Source organism: Chryseobacterium jejuense (assembly GCF_017877355.1).
GTDB lineage: Bacteria > Bacteroidota > Bacteroidia > Flavobacteriales > Weeksellaceae > Chryseobacterium > Chryseobacterium jejuense_A.
The window spans coordinates 480,683-503,262 of sequence record NZ_JAGIPR010000001.1 but is presented as its reverse complement, the minus strand read 5'-3'; the positions used below and the strand labels follow the sequence as shown (position 1 = coordinate 503,262).

The following is a 22,580-nucleotide window of genomic DNA, read 5'->3' as shown; positions in this document are numbered from 1 at the left end:
TTTATACTTCGTTTATTTTTTTAATTTTTATCCTTGTTTTTATTTCTAACTGACGAATCATTTTAAGAAATACTTTAGATTTTTTTAATTTTTAAATAACATATTGATAATGATCTCTTTTCTCTCTGAAATAATCTTATCATATTCTTCGTCACTGATCATCAGATTTTCCATAAACAATGGTCTTACCGCACTTGGAAAAACTAATAGTGAAACCATATTCAGAATAAACTGAACGGGAGCCATTTTTTCAATATTTCCCAGCTCCATTTCTTTTTCAATATCCTTATACAGAGTTTCCAGAATATCTTCTTCTATTTCTCTCTGATGGCAGGTTCCTTTATTAATCTGTGAAACAATATAAGTTTCCAGATACGGATACTGTAGGCTCGTAGAAAGGCTGCTTTCTATAAACTTGCTGATCTTCACTTTAAATGGAAGATCCGAATTCTGAATGATCTTTGATTTCTCCTGCTCTACTTTCTGTGCTTCATCAAAGATGATCTGAATCAGTTTGTCTCTTGATCGGAAGTAATAATTAATAAGTGTTCTATTCACTCCTGCTTCATCTGCAATCTCCTGCGTAGTAGCATCAAATTTTCCTTTCACAAAGAATAATTTCTTCGCTGTCTCCTTGATCAATTCCTGTGTTTGGTCTTTTTTTGCTTGGTTTGACATTTTTGTTAAACAAATTTGTGCAAATTTATATCAAATTTTATTTTTGACAAAATTGTTAAACAAAAAAATTAAACGAAATTATTATGATTTACATCATATTTTTGAAATAAAGTTTGGATTTTTAAGATTGAATATTATAGTGAAGAATACTATAGAAATCTTACTGTAAATGGATTTGGATGTATATATCAACAAAAAAGAGCAGAAAATTCTGCTCTTTTTATTTTATAATAATTTTATTTTGTCATCTAAGATATCGATGATCTTATCTTTATAAAGTCCACCAATGGCTTTCTTAAAATTCTTTTTACTCATCTGAAGCTCATCTTTGATTTCTTCAGGAGTAGATTTATCTGAAACATACAGAAGTCCATAGTTTTCTTCTAGCCTGTCTAAGATCTTTTGTTTGAATTCATCAATATTTTCAAATCCTTCCGACTGCAGGGAAATATCTATTTTCCCATCTTCACGAATGGTTTTGATATATCCTGTCTCTTCCGACAACGGATATAGCTTTTTGAAAACATCCGAAGCATAGATCAAACCGATATATTGTTTGTTGATGACCACATTCCATCCCAGTTCACTTTCGTTCATCATGATAAGATCTACTTTATCTCCTTTTTTGAACGGAAGATCCTCATATTGTGGATTTCTTTTGAATTTTGTAGTTCCCGTAATCAGCTCCATATCCTCATCTACATAGAGATAAACCAGATATCTTTTGCCTTCAATCATTTTGGTTTTCTGCTGCTTGTACGGAACAAATAAATCTTTAATAATTCCCCAATCCATAAAAGCTCCGCTTGGAAGGCTCTGTACACAACTCATTACCGCAAATTCACCTACTTCCGCCAAAGGAATTTCAGTAGTCGCTTTTAATTTATCATCATCCTGATACACAAAAACCTCAACATACTCTCCTACTTCCTGTTCTTCACGAATGAAGATTTTAGGAAGAAAAGCTTTTTCACTGGATTCTTCGTCTGTTAAGATCCATCCTGAATTAATTTTTTCTGAAATTTGTAAATTCTGAGTTTTTCCGAGTTGCATTGATGATAAAATTAGCTGACAAAGGTACGGAAATTTGGAGGTTTTAACCTAGTGAATACTTTTAAGAATCATTTTTATCTTTGTAACAAGCTTTAAAACCAATATATTTTGAACAAAAAAACTGAAAAACATGAAAAATTATTTTGTACTGACATTTCTTCTTTCCATCATTCTTACAAATGCACAAATACTGGATAAAGCAGCTGTTAATCTGGCCTACCGCTATACTGGAAGGAATGTTTTGCAGGCTGGGCTTGAATTCAGACTTGGAGAATCTAGCTATAAATCTTTGATTATAGGACCTTCTATGCTTTATACACGCATTAATGAAACCCATAAATTCCTACCCGAAGCCAATGTTTATTATACCAACAATGGCCAGTTGTATGGCGTTTCTATCAATGAATATGCAATAGAACCCAGAATTGGAATCTCATTACTCAACCTACTGTTTCTGAATACGGGATATGCTTTTCCAATACACAAAGAAAAATACTTTAAAGGAATTACTTTGGGAATTCAGTTTAATATTGCTCCTAATCATTCGAAATTTTATGATAAAATGAAGATAATGTAATTCAATTGAACTTCAGATCAGTTTCTATTAACTAGATTATTTTCAAAACACCACTGTCTGCCCTCAGACTAGCTCCATTAACAGCTATAGAAAGCGGACTGGAAAGATATACCGCCAAACTGGCAATCTCTTCCGGATTGATGAATCTTTGCAAAAGTATATGCGGATTAGAGTTCTGAATAATAATATCTTTCATTTGATTAATTGGCAGATTTTGTCCTTCTGCGATCTGTTCTACAGTGTTCGCAACTCCTTCTGAATAAGTAGGACCTCCTAAAATTGTATTAATGGTAACAGATGTTCCTTTAGTAAGTTTAGATAATCCATTACTTAAAGCAGACATTGCAGCCTTTGTCATCCCGTAATGAATCATATTTTCAGGAACATTTACTCCTGATTCACTACTGATAAAAATAATTCTCCCCGAATTCTTTTTAATCATTCCGGGAAGAAGTTTTCTTGATAGGCGCATCCCGCTCATTACATTAATTTCAAAATAATGATACCAGTCTTCATCTGTTATTTCATAAAAATCATTAATTCCAAAAATACCTACGTTATTAATAAGAATATCAATATCTGAAAGTTCCTCAGATAGCTTGATAATATCTTCTTTTTTAGCAAAATCAGCTACAATTCCTGATACATCTGCATCTGCAAATTCCTGCTGAAGTTTTTTTTCTGCCCACTCTGTCTTTTCTTTGCTTCTTCCATTGATAATAACTGCTGCCCCTTCCTGTAATAATTGTTTTGCTATCGAAAATCCTATCCCTTGTGTAGAACCACTAATAAATGCTTTTTTTCCTTTTAGATGTAAATTCATTATTCTATTTTTGTAATGATCGTTAAATAAATAATTAAAAAAATTTATTGCAATAACTGCAATTGTAAGTCAATTTGAGTTTTCAAAGTTTTTTTATCCGGATACATTCTGCGAAGAGAATTGATCCCACACCAAAATGTTATCAGATATTTAGCCAAAACAGTTGCCTGAAGTTTCGTTTTAAGATTACCTTTATTTTGCTGTTCCTGAATAACAGAAGTATAAAGTTTTTCTGTTTCTTTTAGTACCTCCACAGCCTCATCTTTTAAATTTTCATCTACAAATGTCATTTCAACAAGAGTATTGGCTACAATACAGCCTTTCATATGGTCATTATATTCTGCATTGGCGATATTTAGAAAAAAGTTTTTAATTAGTCCGATTGGATCTTCGCTTTTATTCAATATTTGCTTGAAATCTTCAAAATCTTCTCTTCGCTGTTCCAGGCTTTTACTAAATAGTTCTTTTTTGCCTCCTTTGAATGAGTTATATAAACTTCCGGCACCTGCTCCGGTTGCTACACTCAGATCACTAAGAGAAGTTGCTGTAAAACCTTTCTCCCAGAAAAGTTTCTGAGCTTTTAAAATCAATTCTTTATCCTGATAAATATTTGGCCTCCCTTTCATTTATTTTTGTAATGATTGATACAAAATTAATTAAAAAAAGAGAATTTCCAAACTATTTTTTTAATTAAATGATTTTCTGAACTCTAATGGAGTTTGTTTTGTACTTTTTTTGAAAAGCTTACTGAATGACTGTGGGTATTCTGATTCTCTGGATTACGATCAAAGGTTTTGTTTTTTATCCCTGATTTTGGACCCCGTATTTCACTAGCTGAAGCTTCATTTTCTAACAATTCGCCAGCCTTACCTGCTTCTTGAGCAAAAGAGTTTATTCCCATCAAAAGCATTACACTGATAAAAATTTTCTTCATGTTTGATTTTTCAAAATCAATCTCCATTTTTATGCCAAAAACGGTTTATTAGCCCTTCAAAACGGTATTGGATATATGAATAAATTCTTAATTCGCTTATTTTTAAAAGTATGTTCTCAGATATTCAATTAATTAAAATTGTTAGAACAGAGCAAAGGGCGCAAGGGTTTTTCATAATATGCTGTTTTTAAGGCGCAAGAGAACACAAGATTCTCAGCAAGGAAAATCTTTCAAAAGATTTCCCTTTTTATATTTTATACATTAATAAGAATCATTTGTGTATTCGTGGTGATTATAAAAAACATTGTAGCAGTGTACAATTTTATCGGAGATAAAATACTTGCGCCTTAAACATCTCTGCTCTTCAAAAAAAATTGCGGCTTTGCGATTTAAAACATACTTACAACGTTGAGATTGCTTCGCTTTGCTCGCAATGACAAGAAAAGATATAGAGCCAAACAAAAAAGAGGAGCAATTGCTCCTCTTTTACTATTTAAATGATTAAATTTTTAATCAAATATTACATGTGGATAGATCTTTTTGCTGTAGCATCCAATGCAGCTTCTTTAATTGCTTCTGCATAGGTTGGGTGAGCGTGAGAACTTCTTGCGATATCTTCAGCACTTGCACGGAATTCCATAGCAATTACTCCTTCTGCAATAAGGTCAGCAGCTCTTGCTCCAATGATGTGCATTCCTAAGATCTCATCAGTTTTTTCGTCAGCAATAATCTTAACAAGTCCATCGGTATCACCACTTGCACGGCTTCTTCCTAATGCTCTCATTGGGAAAGAACCTACTTTGTAAGCTACTCCTTCTTCTTTTAATTGCTCTTCAGTTTTACCAACTCCTGCAACTTCCGGCCAAGTGTAAACAACACCAGGAATTAAGTTATAGTTGATATGAGGTTTTTGACCTGCTAATATTTCAGCAACAAGAACTCCTTCTTCTTCAGCTTTGTGAGCAAGCATAGCACCTTTGATAACATCACCAATTGCATAAATGTTTGCAACGTTAGTCTGTAAATGCTCATTTGTTTTTACTCTTCCTCTTTCGTCAAGTTCTACACCAGCTTTTTCAAGACCAAGACCATCTGTATAAGGTTTTCTACCTACAGAAACTAAACAGTAATCTCCTTCTACTACTACTTCTTCTCCTTTTTTGTCTTTAGCTGTGATTTTTACAGTATCTCCGTTTCTTTCCACCGCAGAAACTGCTGTAGAAAGCATAAACTTCATACCTTGTTTTTTAAGAACTTTAGTTAATTCTTTACTTAAAGCTCCATCCATTCCAGGGATGATTTTATCCATGAACTCAACTACAGTTACCTGAGCACCTAATCTTAGGTATACAGATCCTAATTCAAGACCAATTACTCCACCTCCAATTACTACTAAGTGCTTAGGTACCTCTTTAAGGTTTAATGCTTCAGTAGAAGTGATCACTCTTTCTTTATCAAGAGTGATAAAAGGAAGTGAAGACGGTTTAGAACCTGTTGCAATAATGGTATATTTAGATTCGATCGTTTCAGAAGAACCATCATTTTTAGTGATTTTAATCTGAGTAGCAGATTCAAAGCTTCCTAATCCTTCAAAAACAGTGATTTTGTTTTTGTCCATTAAGAAATTGATTCCTTTAGTTGTTTGATCTACAACTTCATTTTTACGCTCAATGATTCTTGCAATATCTACTTGTGGCTCATTGATGATAATTCCGTGACCTGCAAAATTGTGTTTTGCATTTTCGAAATGCTCAGAGCTGTCAAGAAGCGCTTTTGACGGAATACATCCAACGTTAAGACAAGTTCCGCCTAAAGTTGAATATTTTTCAATAATTGCTGTTTTGAAACCTAACTGTGCTGCACGGATCGCAGCTACATAACCACCAGGACCAGAACCTATTACGGTAACATCGAATTGACTCATGTTATTTTATGAATTTGTTTATTATTATCTATCTTAATTCTCACAAATTTACATATAAATTACCAAGCACCAAAGTGAGTTTTATCAATTTTAAAAATGATAATTATATGCTTTAGTTGTAAGAAAAATGTTATTTTATGAATTTTATATTTTCCTCACTCCCAGCCTTCAAATACATTGCAGTAAAGACAAGTGGTTTTTCAGCTGATGCATTATCAAAATGAAGGATTTTCATATTCTTAGGTTCATAAAAAGCATCTCCTTCATGAAGTACCACTTTCTCCTGTCCTTCGATCTGAAAAACAGCTTCGCCAGAATTGATTATCCCTAAAACGGGACAGGGATGCAGATGTTCAGGAGCTCCTTGCCCTGCCGCCATCGTTATTTCCTGAATCTCTGTGGATTTTACTTTCTGATCAATAGCAGTTTTTAACAATTCCTTTCTTGAGATTGTCTTCTGCTGAGCCGATATTAGAACTGCATTCAGCATCAAAATAACAATTATAGAAGGCTTCATTGATTTGATATTTAATTTATAAAATACTACACATTCAGCTTTCCTTGTCCTATGGCACCCGTACTTTCAAAATATGAACCACCATATACATACCATTCAAGGCTTTCCAGAAATTCTACTGCATTTTCCGGGGTTACTTGTGAACGGTCTTTTTTTGAAACAATTCCTTTGTACCATCTTCCTGATTTAGGATAATGCTCATATTCAACAAAATAATGAATCCATATTCTTTGGCATAACTTACACTGTTGAATCGTTACTTCTCCATTTCTTCCGTTGGTATGATCTATCCCTAATTCCGAACTTCTAAATTCAGTATAATTAAAATCAGGTTTTTCACACGCACATCCTATTTGGGGGATTTTCTTCATTACCATTTATTTTATCAGATTTCAAATCTAAGAAAATAAAGCTCTATAAGACAAATATGGAAATACTACTTCATTAAATCCAACAAAACCTTTTCGTATTTATCCAATATAATATTCTTTGAAAATCTGGATTTTATGGAATTTTTTATGGCGTCGCGATTATTATCCTGATGCATCACTTTAATTACTTTCTGTGCAAAACTTTCATAATCTTCAATATCAGCAATTTCACCATTCACATTATGCTGAATGATCTCATTGATTCCTCCCGGGCAATTATTAGCTAACGAGTAGGTTCCACAAGCTCCGGCTTCCAGAAGTACATTAGGGAAACCTTCGTATCTTGAAGATAGAATAAACAGATCCGCATACTTTAAGAATTGATAAGGATTCTCCTGTCTGCCATGGAAAATAACATTTTTTAATCCCAAAAACTCTTTCATCTGAAACAGGACCTCTTTGTCTTTTCCATCTCCTAGAATATGAAGCATAATATTTTCACTTTTGAGCCTTGAAAATACTTTTAACAGGTTATCAAACCCTTTTCTGGCTGATAAATTACCAATGGCCACAACATTCTTATAATTGTATTTAAACCCTTCAGGCTTTAAGGAAATACTCAATTTATCATCAATAAAATCGAAATCTACCGGATTATTGATTTTGACAATTTTCTTCTTTTTAATATTAAAATTATCAACCAAATCCTTCATCATGTCATCACTTTGCGCAATGATTCTCTGATAGTTATTGTAAAAATTATAGAAAAACTTGATTTCCTTTCTCGTAACATGCTGAGTAACTACATTTGTTTCCCTTGCAATGAATTTTGTTCTTGGAAAAAGCTTAATGAATAATGATAAATAGGCATTTACTTCTCCAAAACCGGAAAATACAATATCAGGTTTCCTTCTGTAGATTTCGCCTAAAATAGGCTTTAAAGAATGTCTGATTCTCTCAGTATTAATGTCGATAATTTCAACATCTTTTTTCAGGAAATTTAGATATCCGCCCTGTTTACGTAACAGCAAAATCTTAGGTTCAAAACGATCCCTGGAAAGATGATTTGCTATAGTGGTAACTATTCTTTCTGCGCCCCCGGTTTCTAGATCCGGCAGAATAAATATGACAGATATTTTTTTCATCAGTTAAAGTTAGTAAAAAGTTTTGTTAACCTTCAATCCTAATTCATTAAATACAGGAATAATTTCGTTAATATTTTCAACACTTAAAAAAGCATATTTATCTTCAGTAAAATTTACTCCTCTTTTTCTAAAAAAGGAAAAATTCTCATCATTTTTACCAGAAAGACTTTCAGGTTCACCAAAAATAATATTGCCAAAATATTTAGCATTCATTTCAGCATTCACCTGCTCTATTTCATTCAATTTTTTATATTTTAAAATTTTCCCATTTGCCTTTTCAACGATAACTATTCTTTGGTTTGTAATTACATAACAGTTATTTTTCAGCTTCCAATATTTTAAAATCCATCTGAAAAAGGTTATATATAAAGCATTACAAAAAATACCAATTACTATTATTGAAAAAAGCCAAAAACTGGAATTTAAAGCATTTGTGACAAAAAACACCGCAATTGCCAAATAAAATATAGAAAAAACTATTCTCACCTTTTCCGTTATATTAAAAAAGAAACTCTTTTTAGGAAGAATTTCTTTTTTAATTATCTCATTATGGTTTAAAATAATTTTAGTTTGCAACATCACTGATAAATTTAATTCTCAGCATTCTTACTTCTTCATCAGACAACTCATCTCCGAATTCATCCAATAAGATCTTCATGCTGTCACTCTCAGATTCATTCATAAACTCCATGAAGCCGTCTACAATGTCTTCATCAAAATTATCTTCAATATAATAATCAATATTAAGTTTTGTTCCCTGATAAACGATTCTTTCCATTTCTTTCAGAAGCTCATCCATAGAAAGGTTTTTAGCTCTTGCAATATCTTCAAGATCAATCTTTTTGTCTGTGCTTTGGATAATGAAAACCTTATGGCTGGATTTATTAGCCACCTGTTTCAATACCATATCCTGGGTACGTTCTATATTGTTGTCCTCAACATATGTTTTAATGTAGTCAGCAAATTCTTTACCATATTTCTTGGCTTTTCCTTCTCCTACTCCATAAATCTTGTTGATTTCATCTACCGTAATCGGATATTGAACCGTCATATCCTCCAAACTCGGATCCATAAATACCGTGTAAGGTGGAATTCCGTGTTTTTTGGCTACTTTTTTCCTTAACTCCTTTAATAGATTAAACAGTTTTTGATCTAAACCGCCTCCAGCCTGCTGCTGTAGCTGATCGCTATCTGCTTTAGCTTGAGTAAGATCAAATTCTCTATCTTCAGCAATTAAGAAAACATCCTTAGATTTACCATCTAATACATTTTTGGCTTTTTCAGTAATCTTTAAAACACCATACGCTTCAATATCTTTCTGTAAGAAATTCTGAACGGTTGCCTGTCTTAGGATGGTCTTCCAATAGTTATCTTTTTCTTCTTTACCAAAACCGAAATAACGATTCTGTTCCAGTTTATAAGACTTGGTGACTGCGTTTTCTTTTCCTACGATAACGGAAATCAAATCTTTTGATTTAAATTTTTCGCCAGTATCCTTAATCAGTTCAAGAGCTTTTGTTAAATCCGCTGTGGCATCTTTTAATTTTGGAGGGTTGGATGAGTTATCACACATATTCGCTCCGTCTCCCTTCACTGGATCAAAACTTTCTCCAAAATAATAAAGAATATATTGTCTTCTGCTCATGGAAGTTTCAGCATAACCTACTACTTCATTTAAAAGCTGTAATCCAATTTCTCTTTCGGACACAGGTTTTTGAGCGAGAAATTTTTCCAGCTTCTCAATATCTTTAGGATCATAGAATGCAAGACAATGACCTTCACCACCATCTCTTCCTGCTCTCCCGGTTTCCTGATAATAACTTTCCAAAGACTTCGGGAAATCATAGTGAATGACAAAACGTACATCCGGCTTATCGATGCCCATTCCGAATGCAATGGTAGCTACAATCACATCAACCTCTTCCATCAGGAATTTATCCTGATTGGCTACTCTTACTTTCTGATCAAGACCTGCATGATAAGGAAGGGCATTGATTCCGTTAACCTGCAAAAGCTGGGCAAATTCCTCCACTTTTCTTCTGCTCAGACAATAAACAATCCCTGATTTTCCTTTATGCTGATTGATAAATTTAACAATCTCCTTATCTATATTAATTTTAGGGCATACCTCATAATATAGATTCGGACGGTTGAAACTTTCTTTAAAAACCAACGCATTGATCATCCCTAATGTTTTCTGAATATCATCCTGCACCTTCGGCGTAGCTGTAGCTGTAAGGGCAATTACCGGCACACTGGCGATCTTATCAATAATCTGTTTAAGATTCCTGTATTCCGGTCTAAAATCATGTCCCCATTCTGAAATACAGTGAGCCTCATCAATAGCAAAGAAAGAAATCTTAACTTCTTTTAAAAAGTCAAGATATTCATCTTTAATCAATGATTCTGGAGCTACATACAAAAGCTTGGTTTTTCCACTTTTAATATCGTCGAAAACCTGTTTTGTCTGTGTCTTGTTTAATGATGAATTCAATACATGCGCTACCCCGTCCTCGGATGAAAGCCCATTTACGGCATCCACCTGATTCTTCATTAACGCTATTAAAGGTGAAACAACTATTGCTGTTCCCTCCGAAATAAGTGCCGGAAGCTGATAACATAATGATTTACCACCACCTGTAGGCATCAATACAAATATATCCTTCCCATTCAATAGGTTTTCTATAATCTGTTCCTGCTGTCCCTTAAATGTAGAAAACCCAAAATACTTTTTCAATTCGCCTGATAAATTGGCTTTTTTTGCGCTCATCTAATTTTCTATTGCTAAATTTGCATCTAACCCAAAGTTATAAAAATTCTGCTTAAAATAAAAGCGAACGAATTTATAAAAAATAAAATTTATATTAAATTTTGTTTTTAAAATATAACGTTTTTTGAAAACTTTTTTGTATACCTTATTGTCATAAAATGGATAGAACCAGCATTATATCAATTGCTAAAAGCACTTTAGAAATTGAAATTTCAGAATTAGAAAAATTAAAAAACAGAATTGACGACCAATTTGCCCAGGCAGTAGAAATTATTCACTCTGCAAAAGGGAAATTAATTGTAGTAGGAATTGGGAAATCTGCTCATGTAGGTAATAAAATTGTTGCTACGCTAAACTCTACAGGAACGCCATCTCAATTTTTGCATGCCTCGGAAGCTATTCACGGTGATTTGGGTGTGATCCAGAAACAAGATGTGGTGCTTTGTATCTCCAATTCCGGAAATTCTCCTGAAATAGCCAACCTTGTTCCTTATTTAAAGGATTATTCTTCTGCATTAATTGGAATGACAGGGAACAAAAGCAGTAAATTGGCTGAATTTTCAGAAATTATTCTGGATACTCATGTTGATGTAGAAGCTTGTCCTAACAAACTGGCTCCTACAAGTTCTACAACTATCCAAATGGCATTGGGAGACGCTCTTGCTGTGGCTTTAATGGAACTGAATGAATTCAAAGCCAACGATTTTGCCAAATTTCATCCGGGAGGAAGTCTGGGTAAAAATTTAACATCCAGAGTTGAACAGTTCCTTTCTTCACAAAAACCTCAGGTTTCAGAAGATGCTCCAATTAGGGATGTTATTATTTCCATCAGCGCATCAAGCCACGGAATTACAGTTGTTACCAATGAAGATCAGATCATTGGAGTCATTACCGATGGGGATTTGAGAAGAATGTTGATGAAGGGAGAAGATATCACTAAGGTTCTAGCCAAAGATATTATGTCTGCAAATCCAAGGACTATTGAAAAGAATTCGCTTGCCAAAGAAGCGATGAAAATTTTAAAAGGCAATAATATCGGTCAGCTGGTAGTTACTGAAAACGGAAAATATTTCGGAATCATTGATCTGCATACATTATTGGATGAAGGCATCAACTAATCCTAAAATAAGATGAACCATTTTCTGAAAGAACATATTCAGGCTATAATTAATCCCACAGAGGATGAGTTTGAAATCATTGAAAGCTTTTTTATAAAAAAGAAATTCAGGAAAAGACAGTTTCTGATACAAGAACATCAGCCTGTACATGAAATTTTTCTGATAGAAAAAGGTATTCTTAAAAGCAGTTTCATAGATAATTCTGGAAAGGAGCATATTCTTCAGTTTGCATCTTCCCACTGGTGGATTTCAGATTTTGCAGGATTTTTCAAGCAAGAACCATCATCGCTGGCAGTTGATTGTATTGAAGATTCTGAAGTATATGCCATCTCTTATGAAAATTTAAATACGCTCTGTTTAAAAGTTCCTGCAATAGAGCACTTTTTCAGGGTAAAATCCAATTTCGGATATGTAGCCCTACAGCAGAGGATTCTTTCATTAATGAGTAAATCTGCCAAGGAGCGTTATGAAGATTTTATTAAACAATATCCCGGTTTTATAGATCATATTCCGAAACAGCTTATTGCAAGCTACCTGGGAGTTTCAAGAGAAACATTAAGCCGATTATATTTATAAAGATGTGACCTGTGTCACATCTTTTTTTTGAGGTATATCCTTATAATAGCTTTGTAAAAAAACCAACCTTTGTATTATCATTTTTAATAATAAATAATACCAATGAAAAAGAAAGCATTAATCGTAGTGACAAGTGTGGAAAAATATCCTGATATGGAAAGAGCAACAGGCCTATGGCTGGGCGAGGCAGTTCATTTCTATGAAAAACTGGAAGAGCAGGGTTATGAAATAGATTTTGTAAGTCCGAAGGGAGGCTATACTCCACTCGATCCTATTTCTCTGCAAATGTTTGTACAGCCTGTAGAGTGGAAATATTATGCTGATGAAACATTCAGAAATAAATTAGGAAATACTTTTGCACCGAGTGACATCAATCCTAAAGATTATAGTATCATTTACTATGCAGGTGGACATGGTGTCGTTTGGGATTTCCCTGATAATATAGAGTTACAGGAAATAGCCCGCAGTATTTATGAAGATGGGGGGATTGTATCATCTGTTTGTCATGGAGCCGTAGGACTTTTTAATATCAAACTTTCCAACGGAGAACTGTTGATCCAGGGAAAAACGGTAACCGGTTTTTCAAATTCGGAAGAAATTGCAGCAGAATTGGCAGACCACATGCCTTACCTTACAGAAGATGTATTGAAAAGCAGAGGAGCTCAATATGTAAAAGCTGAACAAGATTTTGTTCCTTTTGCAGTGGCGGACGGAAATCTGGTAACAGGACAAAATCCTCAATCCGGAGCTGCCGTAGCAGAAAAGGTATTGGAGATTCTGAAAAAATAGCATTATCCCAGATATAATTGTAACAGACAGCCTTTTGAGCTGTCTGTTTTTGTATTCGAGAGTACCTTTTATAAATAGGCTTGAGATCTGTAACATTAACCTGAACAAATTCATGACTAATAAATTCTAAATACTGATTATTATTTCATAATTTCGCAGACTTAAACTGCTTGCCTTTTCGGGGTGGCATTTTGACAGATTCTATTATATGGACAATAACAAAGACATGTCCTTTCTGGGGCATATTGGAGAATTAAGAGGACATTTGGTCCGTTCAATTATTGCTATTATCATTGCAGCCTTTGCGGTTGGTTTCAATATCAACTGGATTATGGACCATATCTTTTTTGGACCTACCAGAAATGATTTCCCTACCTTCAAAATTGTTAATCATTTTTCAAGGTTACTTTTGGGAGAAGACAGTATTCATCTTCCAAAGGATTTCCCGGTACGTGTACAAAGATTATATCAGCAGTTCAATGTGATGATGGCCGTTTCCGTTTTTGGAGGAATGGTGGCAGCATTTCCTTATATCGTTTGGGAATTGTGGCGTTTCATCGGTCCGGCTTTACATCCAAGAGAAAAAAAGAATTCTATCTATATTATTAATGCAGTATGGATGCTTTTCATGACCGGAGTTTTATGCGGATACTTTTTAATTCTTCCTTTTGCAGTTAATTTTGGGGTAATCTTTAAAATTTCAGATATCATTGTTCCTCTTTATGATCTGAGCGATTATACTACTTTATTTTTACAGGTAGTTTTAGGTATGGGTGTTATCTTCCTATTTCCTATTCTGATCTATTTCCTTACCAGCATTGGAATTCTTACACCTGTATTTATGAAGACCTACCGTCGTCATGCTATTGTATTAATAATGGTGGTTGCAGCAATTATTACTCCTGCGGATGTATTAAGTATGCTGATGGCAGCTTTGCCATTACTCATCTTATATGAATTCAGTATTATGATGTGTACTTTTACGTATAAAAGAGTACAGAAAAGCAATGGAAACCTCCCTGCTGTACAAAAGTAAACTCATAAAAGAACAATAAGTTCTTCTATCATAAAATTTAAGCAAGTGCCGATCTCCTACTGGAAGATCGGCACTTGCTTTTTTTACCACATTTTCATTCATTTATTCATATATATTCAAAAAATATCATCATAATATATGAAGTTAACCCCCACAACAATCTACCCAAAATAAACATATATTTAATTAAAGCTAAAAAAAATAAATTTATAATCAACAAAACAGAATAATAAATAAAAACATTTATTATTTTTACAGCATTAACTGCTTTTATTAAAATTTATATGAAAAAGAAAATTATTCTTGCTTGCGCTCTAGCTTTAAGCTTGACAGGTTTACAGGCACAGCGTTGGATCCCGGTGTCTGAAAAAGTTACTCCTATAAGGAAGGAAGTCAAAATTGAGTATGCTTACAAATTTGATCTGTCTTCTCTAAGAGACCTTTTAAAAAATGCTCCAGAGGCAGGAACAGGTGGTGCACCCATTGTTGTTTCCTTACCTACTACGAATGGAAAAGTTGAAAAATTCTCTGTTTACAGTTCTCCTACAGTTGCTAAATCAATGGCTGAGAGATACGAATTGGGAGCCTATTCCGGAGTAGGAATAGATGATCCTAATAAGCAGATCAGATTTACTACCGCTCCTAATGATTTTCAATCGATGTTGTTTGATGTCAACACAGGAAAATATGAGTTCATTGAACCTGTAAATAAAGAAAAAACTATTTATGGAGTCTTCTTTAAATCAGACAAGCCAAAAGGTGATCCTTTTGAGTGTAGAACTTCTGAGCCAGAGGACTCAAAAAAGCAAATGACTAAGCTATTAAAATCAAAAAATGTTCTGAATGGCTTAGGAAGCACTAATAAAAGTAATGACCAAAAATACAGAACATATAGAGTTGCAATCTCTGTAAACGGAGAGTACACACAACTTGCCGGTGGTATTCCTCAGGCGGCTGCCCGTATCAATGCTACTATGCATAGAGTAAATGGCGTTTTTGAAAAAGATTTTGGCATTCACATGATTGTTCAGGATCTTCCGCAAGTGATATTCCCGGATCCTGCTACAGACCCTTATACTAATGTTATAGAGGATGTAGATCCCGTTACCGGAACAATAACATATAGCGCACCTGATGAATGGAATCTAGAAGTTCAACAAACGCTAACCAATACACAAGGTGTAGGTGACAATGCTTATGATATAGGACACTTCTTTGGCCACAGAGGTGGTGGTGGAAGTGCCGGAGATGTAGGAAATGTATGTAGAAATCCTGAGGGGCCAGATGATGACACCTCAAAAGGAGCAGGAATTACCTCTCCTGCTACTCCGGATGAACCATTTGGAGACAACTATGATATCGACTTTGTTGCTCACGAAATTGGCCATCAGTTTGGAGCTGCTCATACAATGTCTCTTGCTCTTCACGGCGCTCAAATGGAACCTGGTTCAGGATCTACAATCATGGGATATGCCGGAATCACCAATGCGAATGTTCAAATGCATTCAGATGCTTATTTCCATGTGAAAAATATTGAACAAGTAGGTGCTTATACAACTGCACAAAGCTGTGGTATTGTTATACCTGTTCTCAACACTCCGCCAGTTATACAGGCTCACACCCAAAAAACAATACCAAAAGGAACTGCTTTTGTATTGACAGCTTTTGCAACAGATGCTCAAAATGATCCTATAACCTATACTTGGGAACAGTATGATCTTGCTACTTCTACTTTTGGCCCGGTAAGCCCAACCCGAACTAATGGAGCTAACTTCAGATCTATAATGCCTACCACTTCCCCAACCCGTTATTTCCCTAAACTTTCAAATGTTCTTAACGGAACACTTACAAGTACACAGGATTGGGAAACAGTATCCAATGTAAAGAGAGACATGAACTTCAAGGTAACCGTAAGAGACAATAACCCTGATCCTGCCCAACAGCAGACTCAGAGCACTCTGGCTAAGGTAAGTGTTGGAGCTGATGGTCCATTTAAGGTAACTTCTGCTACGGTATATAATAATACACCGGGAGCAATTACATGGGATGTTGTGAATACTAATACTACTCCATACAATGTAGATAATGTAAAAATAGATTATACTACAGATAATGGAGTTACATGGACAGTTGTTACGCCATCTACTGCTAATGATGGAGCTGAACCTTATTCATTCTCTTCTCTTGCTACCGGTTCAAATATAAAGCTAAGAGTGAGTGCTGTTGATAATATATTTTATGCTATAGGCAATGCTACTGTTTCAGCTGCTTCTGTAGCTTGTTCTTCAACTGCTCCAACAGGACTTACAGTTTCCGGAATCACAAAAAATTCTGCCAATATAAGCTGGAATGTAGTACAGGGAGCTACCTATTCATTAATGTACAGAAAAACAGGAACAGCTACATGGACTACCGTTCCTGTAACCACCAATTCGTACTATCTTTCTGGACTGAATGAATCAACTCAGTATGATGTACAGATAGCCAACGTATGTGGATCTACTGTTGGAACGTATTCTACATCTAATAACTTTGCAACGCTTTCTTATACCGCATGTACTGTTTCTGCAAACCCTGCAGATGAGTTTATTTCCAATGTTACAGTAATTCCTACAGGAGTGGCTGCCATTTCAAATAACAGTGCAGCTTCACCATACACAGACTATACCAACGATTTCAGCAGACTGATTACCTTAAAAAAGGGTTCCGCAGGAAATGCGATCAGTGTATCTAAGCAATGGACAGGTCAATCTTATAATGAAGGAGTAACGGTTTGGATCGACTTTAATAAAGATGGATTATTCGCTGCATCTGAAATAATCTTTTCGAATGCACCAAGTGAAATTACTCCTGTTTCAGGAACCTTCACTGTTCCTACGGATGCCTACACGGATGCCAATGTAATCATGAGAGTTATGCTGGCTTATAATACTCAGCCGCAAAACGGATGTACCAGCCCACAATATGGTGAGATTGAGGATTATCCGGTTCGTATACAGGATCAGACTCTAGGTACTCATGATGTAACAAAAGACAACAATTCTATCCAGATCTTCCCTAACCCGGTAAGTGATATATTGAATGTAACTCAGGTTTCCTCTAAGGCACAATTCTCCATCACCAATATGGCAGGACAAAAAGTAATGAGCGGTCAGATCTCCGATAATAAGATCTCCGTTTCTAGACTGAGCACTGGAGCTTATATTATTTCAATTGAAGATAAGGGAACTACTTCAAATCTGAAATTCATTAAAAAATAAAAAATCCCTTCTTTATATTACAGCCCGGCATTAGCCGGGCTTTTTTATACATTTAGGTGAAATAAGTCGGTATTTTCATATTATCTTTATCCGGCTGTTAATTTAATTTTATACTTTTGAAAAGATTATTAATTTAATTTTACATGAAAAAGCTGTCATACACACTTTTATTGGTATCGGGACTTGCTTTTGGGCAACTCTTTGAAAAAGATAAAGTGTATACTAAACAAGATACATTGAAAGGTTCCAATACTCCATTCAGAGATTTTTGGGATGTTAAAAAATACAATTTTTCCGTAGAGCCTGATTTTGAACAGAAAAGCATTAAGGGAACGAATAAAATAAGCCTTGAAATTATAAAGGATGTCACCAATCCTATATTTCAGATTGACCTTCAGCAACCGATGAAAGCTGGAAAAATTACAGCAAGCTTCCCTATTACCAACTCTAAACAGGATGGAGATTTTATATTCATCACCACGAAGAAAAAATTCAAAAAAGGTGAAAAATATACAATTGATATTGATTATTCCGGGAATCCCCACATTGCAAAGAATGCTCCCTGGGATGGCGGATGGGTTTTCACCCAAGATAAAAACGGAAACCCATGGATGAGCCCTGCTGTTCAGGGAATAGGGTCTTCTATCTGGCTTCCTACTAAAGATATCTGGAGTGACGAACCGGACAATGGAATCATTATGAAGATTATTACTCCTAATGATCTTGTAGGCGTTGGAAACGGTAGATTGATCGATAAAAAGACCAGCGGAAACAAGACTGCTTATACCTGGGAAGTGAAAAATCCTATCAACGACTACTCTATTATCCCAAATATTGGGAAATATGTTAATTTTAAAGATACTTTTGATGGAGAAAAAGGAAAACTGGATCTGGATTACTGGGTTCTTGACTATAATCTTGACAAAGCAAAGAAGCAGTTTGAGCAGGTAAAACCAATGCTTTCTGCATTTGAACACTGGTTTGGACCCTACCCTTTCTATGAAGATTCCTACAAACTGGTAGATTCTCCTTATCTCGGAATGGAGCACCAAAGTAATGTTGCTTATGGAAATGGTTACCAGAATGGCTATCGTGGAAAAGACCTTTCAGGAACAGGAATTGGCTTGAAGTGGGATTATATCATTATTCATGAAAGTGGTCACGAGTGGTTCGCCAACAATATCACCGCAAAGGATGAAGCAGATATGTGGATCCATGAGAGCTTCACCATGTATTCAGAAGTTCTTTTTACAGAAAATTATCTGGATAAAAAATCGGCTGACATCTATATGATCGGCCTTAGAGGAAAAATTGATAATGATGTTCCCATTATCGGAAAATATGGAGTAAGAAATGAGGGCAGCGGAGATATGTATCCGAAAGGAGCCAACATGATTCATACGATAAGACAGGTGATTAATAATGATGAAAAATTCAGACAGATTTTAAGAGGATTAGGTAAGGATTTCTATCATCAGACGGTTACTACAAAACAGATTGAAGATTATATTTCATCAAAATCAGGGATTGATTTCTCCACTGTTTTTGACCAATATCTGAGAACTATTAAGATACCTACTCTTGAATATACCCAAAATGGAGACACTTTGAAATTCAGATATACGAATGTTGTGAAAAACTTGAAACTTCCGATCATTATCAATGGAGATCAAACGATAAACCCAACTGAAGAATGGCAAACAGTAAAGCTGAAGAAAAACACTCCTGTTGAGCTGAACAAAAATTACTACGTTAATTATGTAAGCACACAGTAAGAAAAAAAAGCAAATCTGCGGATCAGCAGGTTTGCTTTTTTGTTTTTATTAAAAATTTTTAAGAAAAGTTTAATACTTGATTCCGTAACAAAATGGAAAAACAAGCAACTATTTAACTATAAATTTAAACCTAATGAGAAAAACAGCACTTAGCTTAGGCCTCTTTGCCGCTTTTTTAGCGAATGCCCAATCTATAAAAACCACTATTGACCTCGTTAATGTAAAAGATGATAAAGTAGCCGTTACGATGGAGTTTCCGAAAATGAAATCGGGAGATATCAAATTTCATTTTCCGAAAACGGTTCCGGGAACTTACTCTGTAGATGATTATGGAAGGTTCATAGAGGGCATTAAGTTTTATGACAACAAAGGAAAGGAATTGGCCTTCACAAAAGTTAATGATAACAGCTATTCATTAAAAAAAGCTCAAAACCTGAGCAAGATTTCCTATCTTGTAAATGACAGTTTTGATGAAGAAATGGATACGTCAAAACATAAAGCTGTATTTTCCCCTTCAGGAACGGATATTGAAGCAGGAAAAGTCTATATGATCAATACCCACGGTTTCATCGGCTATATTGAAAATATGCAGGATGTTCCTTATCAGCTTGTTATTCAAAAACCAACTGATTTCTATGGTACAACAGCTTTGGTAGATCAGGATAAATCTGAATCCACAGATACCTATACTCTTGCCAATTATGCAAAAGTGACAGATTCTCCGCTCATGTATACTAAACCGGATTATATCTCCTTCAATGCAGGAGGAATGGATCTTGTTTTGGGAGTTTATTCTCCAACCGGAAAATACAAAGCTGCAGACTTCAAGGATAATCTTGAAAAAATGGTAGTGGCACAAAAGAAATTCCTTGGGGATATGAATACCAATAAAAAGTATGCTATCATGCTTTATCTGTCTGGTGGTGATGGTCCTATGGTAAAAGGTTTTGGAGCGTTAGAACATCATGAGTCTACCAGTGTGGTTCTTCCTGAAGCTATGCCTAAAGATGCTATTGACCAAACCATCACAGATGTGGTTTCTCATGAATTTTTCCACACGGTTAATCCTTTGAAAACCCATTCCGAAGAGATCCACTATTTTAATTATGCAGATCCGAAAATGTCTCAACATTTATGGATGTACGAAGGCGGAACTGAATATTTTGCCAATTTATTCCAGATTCAGGAAGGGCTTATTAACAAGGATGAATTTATTAAAAGGATTGGAGAAAAAATCACCAACTCCAAGAATTACAATGATACCATGCCATTTACGGTAATGAGTAAAAATGTATTACAGGATCAGTATAAGGACCAATACAGAAATGTATATGAAAAAGGAACCCTTCTGGCTATGTGCATGGATATTGAGTTGAGAAAACTTTCCAACGGAGAAATGGGATACCGTGATATGATCAGAAAACTATCCCAAAGATTTGGGGAAAATAAACCGTTCAAGGATGATAAACTGATTGATGAATTGGTAACAGTAACAGGTTATCCTCAGGTAAAGGATTTTTATAATAAATACATTGCGGGAAGCCAGCCTACTCCTTATGCAGAATATCTGAAGATGGTAGGAGTGGAAGTTCACAAACAGGAAACTCCGCCTATTTTCTGGTTTATTAAAGATCCGAATCAGACAGGATATGATGACAAAAATAAAGCACTGGCTTTTGATGAGAACTCCGCTTTATCTCCATTTGCCAAGAGCATAGGATTTAAAATTACCGATCAGATCCTTGCCCTGGATGGAAAGACTATTGACATTCAAAAAATTCAGGAACTTATCGGGTATACCAAAACGATCAAAGAAGGACAGGATGTTACAGTAACTGTTCTAAGAGACAATGCTGGTAAGAAAGAGAAAATAACGCTTAAAGGAAAAGCTATTCTGGATAAATTAAGTATGGAAACGCTTCAGTTTAAAGCCAATCCAGCTCCGGAAGAACTGAAACTGCAGACTCAATGGCTGACAGGTAAAAAATAAATAGAAAAGCGGGGATATTTTCCCCGCTTTTGTTTTTTCTTAGAAGCTATGATTGATACTTCTTAATCACTTTACATTTTTCTAATGGTAATTCTGAATGTAGTTCCCTTTCCAACCTCTGTTTGAGAAATCTTAATATCTCCACTATGATATTCATGAATAACTCTCTGAGCCAATGACAATCCAAGTCCCCAACCTCTTTTCTTAGTTGAATATCCCGGTTTAAAAGCATTTCTTGCCTGTTGACTCGTCATTCCGCTGCCATTGTCTTTTACTTCAATCAGTAAATTTTTATTTCTTTCAAAAACGGACATCACAATGGCACCTTCTCCTTTCATAGCATCTACAGCATTTTTCACAAGGTTTTCAATTACCCAGCTCATCAGGATTTTATTATGCGGAACCAAAACAATATAAGCAGGAAGATGAAGGGTAAAATCAACCTTTCTTGAAATCCTTGTTTTTAAATAGTCATAGTTCTCCTGAATTGTTTCGTTGAAATTCATATCGTTCAGTTCCGGAACAGAACCTATTTTGGAGAAACGTTCTGAAATGGTTCTTAGCCTTTCAATATCTTTTTCAATTTCATGTACACCTTCGGAATCAGGATTTTCCAACTTCATGATTTCCATCCAGCCAATCATGGAAGACAAAGGCGTTCCGATCTGATGGGCTGTTTCTTTAGCCAAACCTGCCCAAAGATAACCTTCATCCGTCTTTTTAATGGTCTTAAAAAACCAGAAAGTAAATCCAAAATACAATAGAATAAACAAACCTAAAATATAGGGTGAATACCTTAGATTATTAAGCAATCGGGAATTGTCATAATACACAAACTGATTATTTCCGTCCGGAACTTTAATTTCAATCGGAACGTAGTTTTTCTCCATATTCATCATCAGATTATGAAGCTTTTCCGGACTCTTGATGGTACTTTCCGGAATATTACGGTAATACCCAAGCTCAAGGATAGGATTTTTATATTTATCCGTCACAATGAACGGAATGGTATTATTAATGTTCAGAATCTCAGGTAGCAGATCCAGTACATCAGTATCCGGACTTTTCACTTCCTGTTGGATTCTGATGGCCTTGGAAAGCAGATTAATCCTTTTAATCTCCTCTTTTCTGAGGAAATTAATCAATGTTGTAGAAGATACCACGATGGCAATTACCAGTGTAGTCATTACAACAAAAATGATCCAGTTATTCAGTCTGGTTAATATGGATTTCCTCAAGATTAT

At 34.9% G+C, this 22,580-nt stretch carries 20 protein-coding genes; 8 read left to right on the top strand and 12 right to left on the bottom strand.

Translation table 11 applies throughout. The features are described 5' to 3' along the window. Positions 1-84: 84 nt before the first annotated feature. Together J2772_RS02290 and J2772_RS02285 are read right to left on the bottom strand one after the other, a co-directional pair. A complete protein-coding gene (locus tag J2772_RS02290; protein WP_209912919.1) occupies positions 85-678 on the bottom strand; it encodes a TetR/AcrR family transcriptional regulator in 594 nt (197 codons plus the stop codon). Positions 679-903: 225 nt separating this feature from the next. After that, positions 904-1,731, bottom strand: coding sequence for a S1 RNA-binding domain-containing protein (locus J2772_RS02285; RefSeq protein ID WP_209912917.1), 828 nt, complete (start codon positions 1,729-1,731; stop codon positions 904-906). A 130-nt stretch (positions 1,732-1,861) separates the two neighbouring features. Between J2772_RS02285 and J2772_RS02280 the strand changes: the two genes are divergently transcribed. Then, positions 1,862-2,308, top strand: coding sequence for a hypothetical protein (locus J2772_RS02280; protein WP_209912915.1), 447 nt, complete (start codon positions 1,862-1,864; stop codon positions 2,306-2,308). Between the two features lie 31 nt (positions 2,309-2,339). On the opposite strand, the gene J2772_RS02275 is transcribed toward J2772_RS02280, so the two are convergent. From J2772_RS02275 to recQ, 9 genes are all read right to left on the bottom strand, one after another. Then, a complete protein-coding gene (locus J2772_RS02275) occupies positions 2,340-3,131 on the bottom strand; it encodes an SDR family NAD(P)-dependent oxidoreductase (RefSeq protein ID WP_209912913.1) in 792 nt (263 codons plus the stop codon). 44 nt (positions 3,132-3,175) lie between these two features. Further along, entirely contained in the window at positions 3,176-3,757 is a 582-nt protein-coding gene (locus tag J2772_RS02270; protein WP_209912912.1) for a TetR/AcrR family transcriptional regulator, read from the bottom strand. An 83-nt stretch (positions 3,758-3,840) separates the two neighbouring features. Then, positions 3,841-4,065, bottom strand: a complete 225-nt coding sequence (locus tag J2772_RS02265) for a hypothetical protein (RefSeq protein WP_209912910.1) — start codon at positions 4,063-4,065, stop codon at positions 3,841-3,843. A 520-nt stretch (positions 4,066-4,585) separates the two neighbouring features. After that, on the bottom strand, positions 4,586-5,989 hold the full coding sequence (lpdA, locus tag J2772_RS02260; RefSeq protein ID WP_209912908.1) for a dihydrolipoyl dehydrogenase: 1,404 nt from the start codon (positions 5,987-5,989) through the stop codon (positions 4,586-4,588). A gap of 130 nt (positions 5,990-6,119) precedes the next feature. Next, complete coding sequence (locus J2772_RS02255) at positions 6,120-6,506, bottom strand: cupin domain-containing protein (protein ID WP_209912906.1); 387 nt, start codon at positions 6,504-6,506, stop codon at positions 6,120-6,122. 26 nt (positions 6,507-6,532) lie between these two features. Continuing rightward, positions 6,533-6,877, bottom strand: coding sequence for a hypothetical protein (locus J2772_RS02250; protein ID WP_209912905.1), 345 nt, complete (start codon positions 6,875-6,877; stop codon positions 6,533-6,535). 65 nt (positions 6,878-6,942) lie between these two features. Continuing rightward, positions 6,943-8,022, bottom strand: a complete 1,080-nt coding sequence (locus tag J2772_RS02245; protein ID WP_209912903.1) for a glycosyltransferase — start codon at positions 8,020-8,022, stop codon at positions 6,943-6,945. Between the two features lie 9 nt (positions 8,023-8,031). Continuing rightward, positions 8,032-8,601, bottom strand: a complete 570-nt coding sequence (locus J2772_RS02240) for a hypothetical protein (RefSeq protein ID WP_209912901.1) — start codon at positions 8,599-8,601, stop codon at positions 8,032-8,034. After that, positions 8,588-10,792: a DNA helicase RecQ gene (gene recQ / locus J2772_RS02235; protein ID WP_209912899.1), complete on the bottom strand. Its 2,205-nt coding sequence runs from the start codon at positions 10,790-10,792 to the stop codon at positions 8,588-8,590. Before recQ ends, J2772_RS02240 begins: the two co-directional genes overlap by 14 nt. A 158-nt stretch (positions 10,793-10,950) precedes the next feature. On the opposite strand from recQ, the gene J2772_RS02230 reads away from it, so the two are divergent. The 7 genes from J2772_RS02230 to J2772_RS02200 all read left to right on the top strand — a co-directional run bounded on the left by J2772_RS02230 (position 10,951) and on the right by J2772_RS02200 (position 21,336). Continuing rightward, on the top strand, positions 10,951-11,910 hold the full coding sequence (locus J2772_RS02230) for an SIS domain-containing protein (protein ID WP_209912897.1): 960 nt from the start codon (positions 10,951-10,953) through the stop codon (positions 11,908-11,910). 12 nt (positions 11,911-11,922) lie between these two features. After that, positions 11,923-12,486, top strand: a complete 564-nt coding sequence (locus tag J2772_RS02225) for a Crp/Fnr family transcriptional regulator (protein ID WP_209912895.1) — start codon at positions 11,923-11,925, stop codon at positions 12,484-12,486. Between the two features lie 102 nt (positions 12,487-12,588). Beyond that, complete coding sequence (locus tag J2772_RS02220) at positions 12,589-13,275, top strand: type 1 glutamine amidotransferase domain-containing protein (RefSeq protein ID WP_209912893.1); 687 nt, start codon at positions 12,589-12,591, stop codon at positions 13,273-13,275. 208 nt (positions 13,276-13,483) lie between these two features. Further along, complete coding sequence (tatC, locus tag J2772_RS02215; protein ID WP_209912891.1) at positions 13,484-14,311, top strand: twin-arginine translocase subunit TatC; 828 nt, start codon at positions 13,484-13,486, stop codon at positions 14,309-14,311. A 284-nt stretch (positions 14,312-14,595) separates the two neighbouring features. Further along, on the top strand, positions 14,596-17,571 hold the full coding sequence (locus J2772_RS02210) for a reprolysin-like metallopeptidase (protein ID WP_209912890.1): 2,976 nt from the start codon (positions 14,596-14,598) through the stop codon (positions 17,569-17,571). 143 nt (positions 17,572-17,714) lie between these two features. Continuing rightward, a complete protein-coding gene (locus J2772_RS02205; protein ID WP_209912888.1) occupies positions 17,715-19,346 on the top strand; it encodes a M1 family metallopeptidase in 1,632 nt (543 codons plus the stop codon). Positions 19,347-19,479: 133 nt separating this feature from the next. Next, positions 19,480-21,336, top strand: a complete 1,857-nt coding sequence (locus J2772_RS02200; RefSeq protein WP_209912886.1) for a PDZ domain-containing protein — start codon at positions 19,480-19,482, stop codon at positions 21,334-21,336. Positions 21,337-21,407: 71 nt separating this feature from the next. Here J2772_RS02200 and J2772_RS02195 read toward each other — a convergent pair whose 3' ends face one another. After that, positions 21,408-22,577, bottom strand: coding sequence for a sensor histidine kinase (locus tag J2772_RS02195; RefSeq protein ID WP_410494383.1), 1,170 nt, complete (start codon positions 22,575-22,577; stop codon positions 21,408-21,410). Between the last annotated feature and the right edge of the window lie 3 nt (positions 22,578-22,580).

What these genes read in the sequence shown, in the direction of transcription:
- J2772_RS02290 (WP_209912919.1), bottom strand. Translation starts at nt 678, where the DNA reads ATGTCAAACCAAGCAAAAAAAGACCAAACACAGGAATTGATCAAGGAG.
- J2772_RS02285 (WP_209912917.1), bottom strand. Translation starts at nt 1,731, where the DNA reads ATGCAACTCGGAAAAACTCAGAATTTACAAATTTCAGAAAAAATTAAT.
- J2772_RS02280 (WP_209912915.1), top strand. Translation starts at nt 1,862, where the DNA reads ATGAAAAATTATTTTGTACTGACATTTCTTCTTTCCATCATTCTTACA.
- J2772_RS02275 (WP_209912913.1), bottom strand. Translation starts at nt 3,131, where the DNA reads ATGAATTTACATCTAAAAGGAAAAAAAGCATTTATTAGTGGTTCTACA.
- J2772_RS02270 (WP_209912912.1), bottom strand. Translation starts at nt 3,757, where the DNA reads ATGAAAGGGAGGCCAAATATTTATCAGGATAAAGAATTGATTTTAAAA.
- J2772_RS02265 (WP_209912910.1), bottom strand. Translation starts at nt 4,065, where the DNA reads ATGAAGAAAATTTTTATCAGTGTAATGCTTTTGATGGGAATAAACTCT.
- lpdA (WP_209912908.1), bottom strand. Translation starts at nt 5,989, where the DNA reads ATGAGTCAATTCGATGTTACCGTAATAGGTTCTGGTCCTGGTGGTTAT.
- J2772_RS02255 (WP_209912906.1), bottom strand. Translation starts at nt 6,506, where the DNA reads ATGAAGCCTTCTATAATTGTTATTTTGATGCTGAATGCAGTTCTAATA.
- J2772_RS02250 (WP_209912905.1), bottom strand. Translation starts at nt 6,877, where the DNA reads ATGAAGAAAATCCCCCAAATAGGATGTGCGTGTGAAAAACCTGATTTT.
- J2772_RS02245 (WP_209912903.1), bottom strand. Translation starts at nt 8,022, where the DNA reads ATGAAAAAAATATCTGTCATATTTATTCTGCCGGATCTAGAAACCGGG.
- J2772_RS02240 (WP_209912901.1), bottom strand. Translation starts at nt 8,601, where the DNA reads ATGTTGCAAACTAAAATTATTTTAAACCATAATGAGATAATTAAAAAA.
- recQ (WP_209912899.1), bottom strand. Translation starts at nt 10,792, where the DNA reads ATGAGCGCAAAAAAAGCCAATTTATCAGGCGAATTGAAAAAGTATTTT.
- J2772_RS02230 (WP_209912897.1), top strand. Translation starts at nt 10,951, where the DNA reads ATGGATAGAACCAGCATTATATCAATTGCTAAAAGCACTTTAGAAATT.
- J2772_RS02225 (WP_209912895.1), top strand. Translation starts at nt 11,923, where the DNA reads ATGAACCATTTTCTGAAAGAACATATTCAGGCTATAATTAATCCCACA.
- J2772_RS02220 (WP_209912893.1), top strand. Translation starts at nt 12,589, where the DNA reads ATGAAAAAGAAAGCATTAATCGTAGTGACAAGTGTGGAAAAATATCCT.
- tatC (WP_209912891.1), top strand. Translation starts at nt 13,484, where the DNA reads ATGGACAATAACAAAGACATGTCCTTTCTGGGGCATATTGGAGAATTA.
- J2772_RS02210 (WP_209912890.1), top strand. Translation starts at nt 14,596, where the DNA reads ATGAAAAAGAAAATTATTCTTGCTTGCGCTCTAGCTTTAAGCTTGACA.
- J2772_RS02205 (WP_209912888.1), top strand. Translation starts at nt 17,715, where the DNA reads ATGAAAAAGCTGTCATACACACTTTTATTGGTATCGGGACTTGCTTTT.
- J2772_RS02200 (WP_209912886.1), top strand. Translation starts at nt 19,480, where the DNA reads ATGAGAAAAACAGCACTTAGCTTAGGCCTCTTTGCCGCTTTTTTAGCG.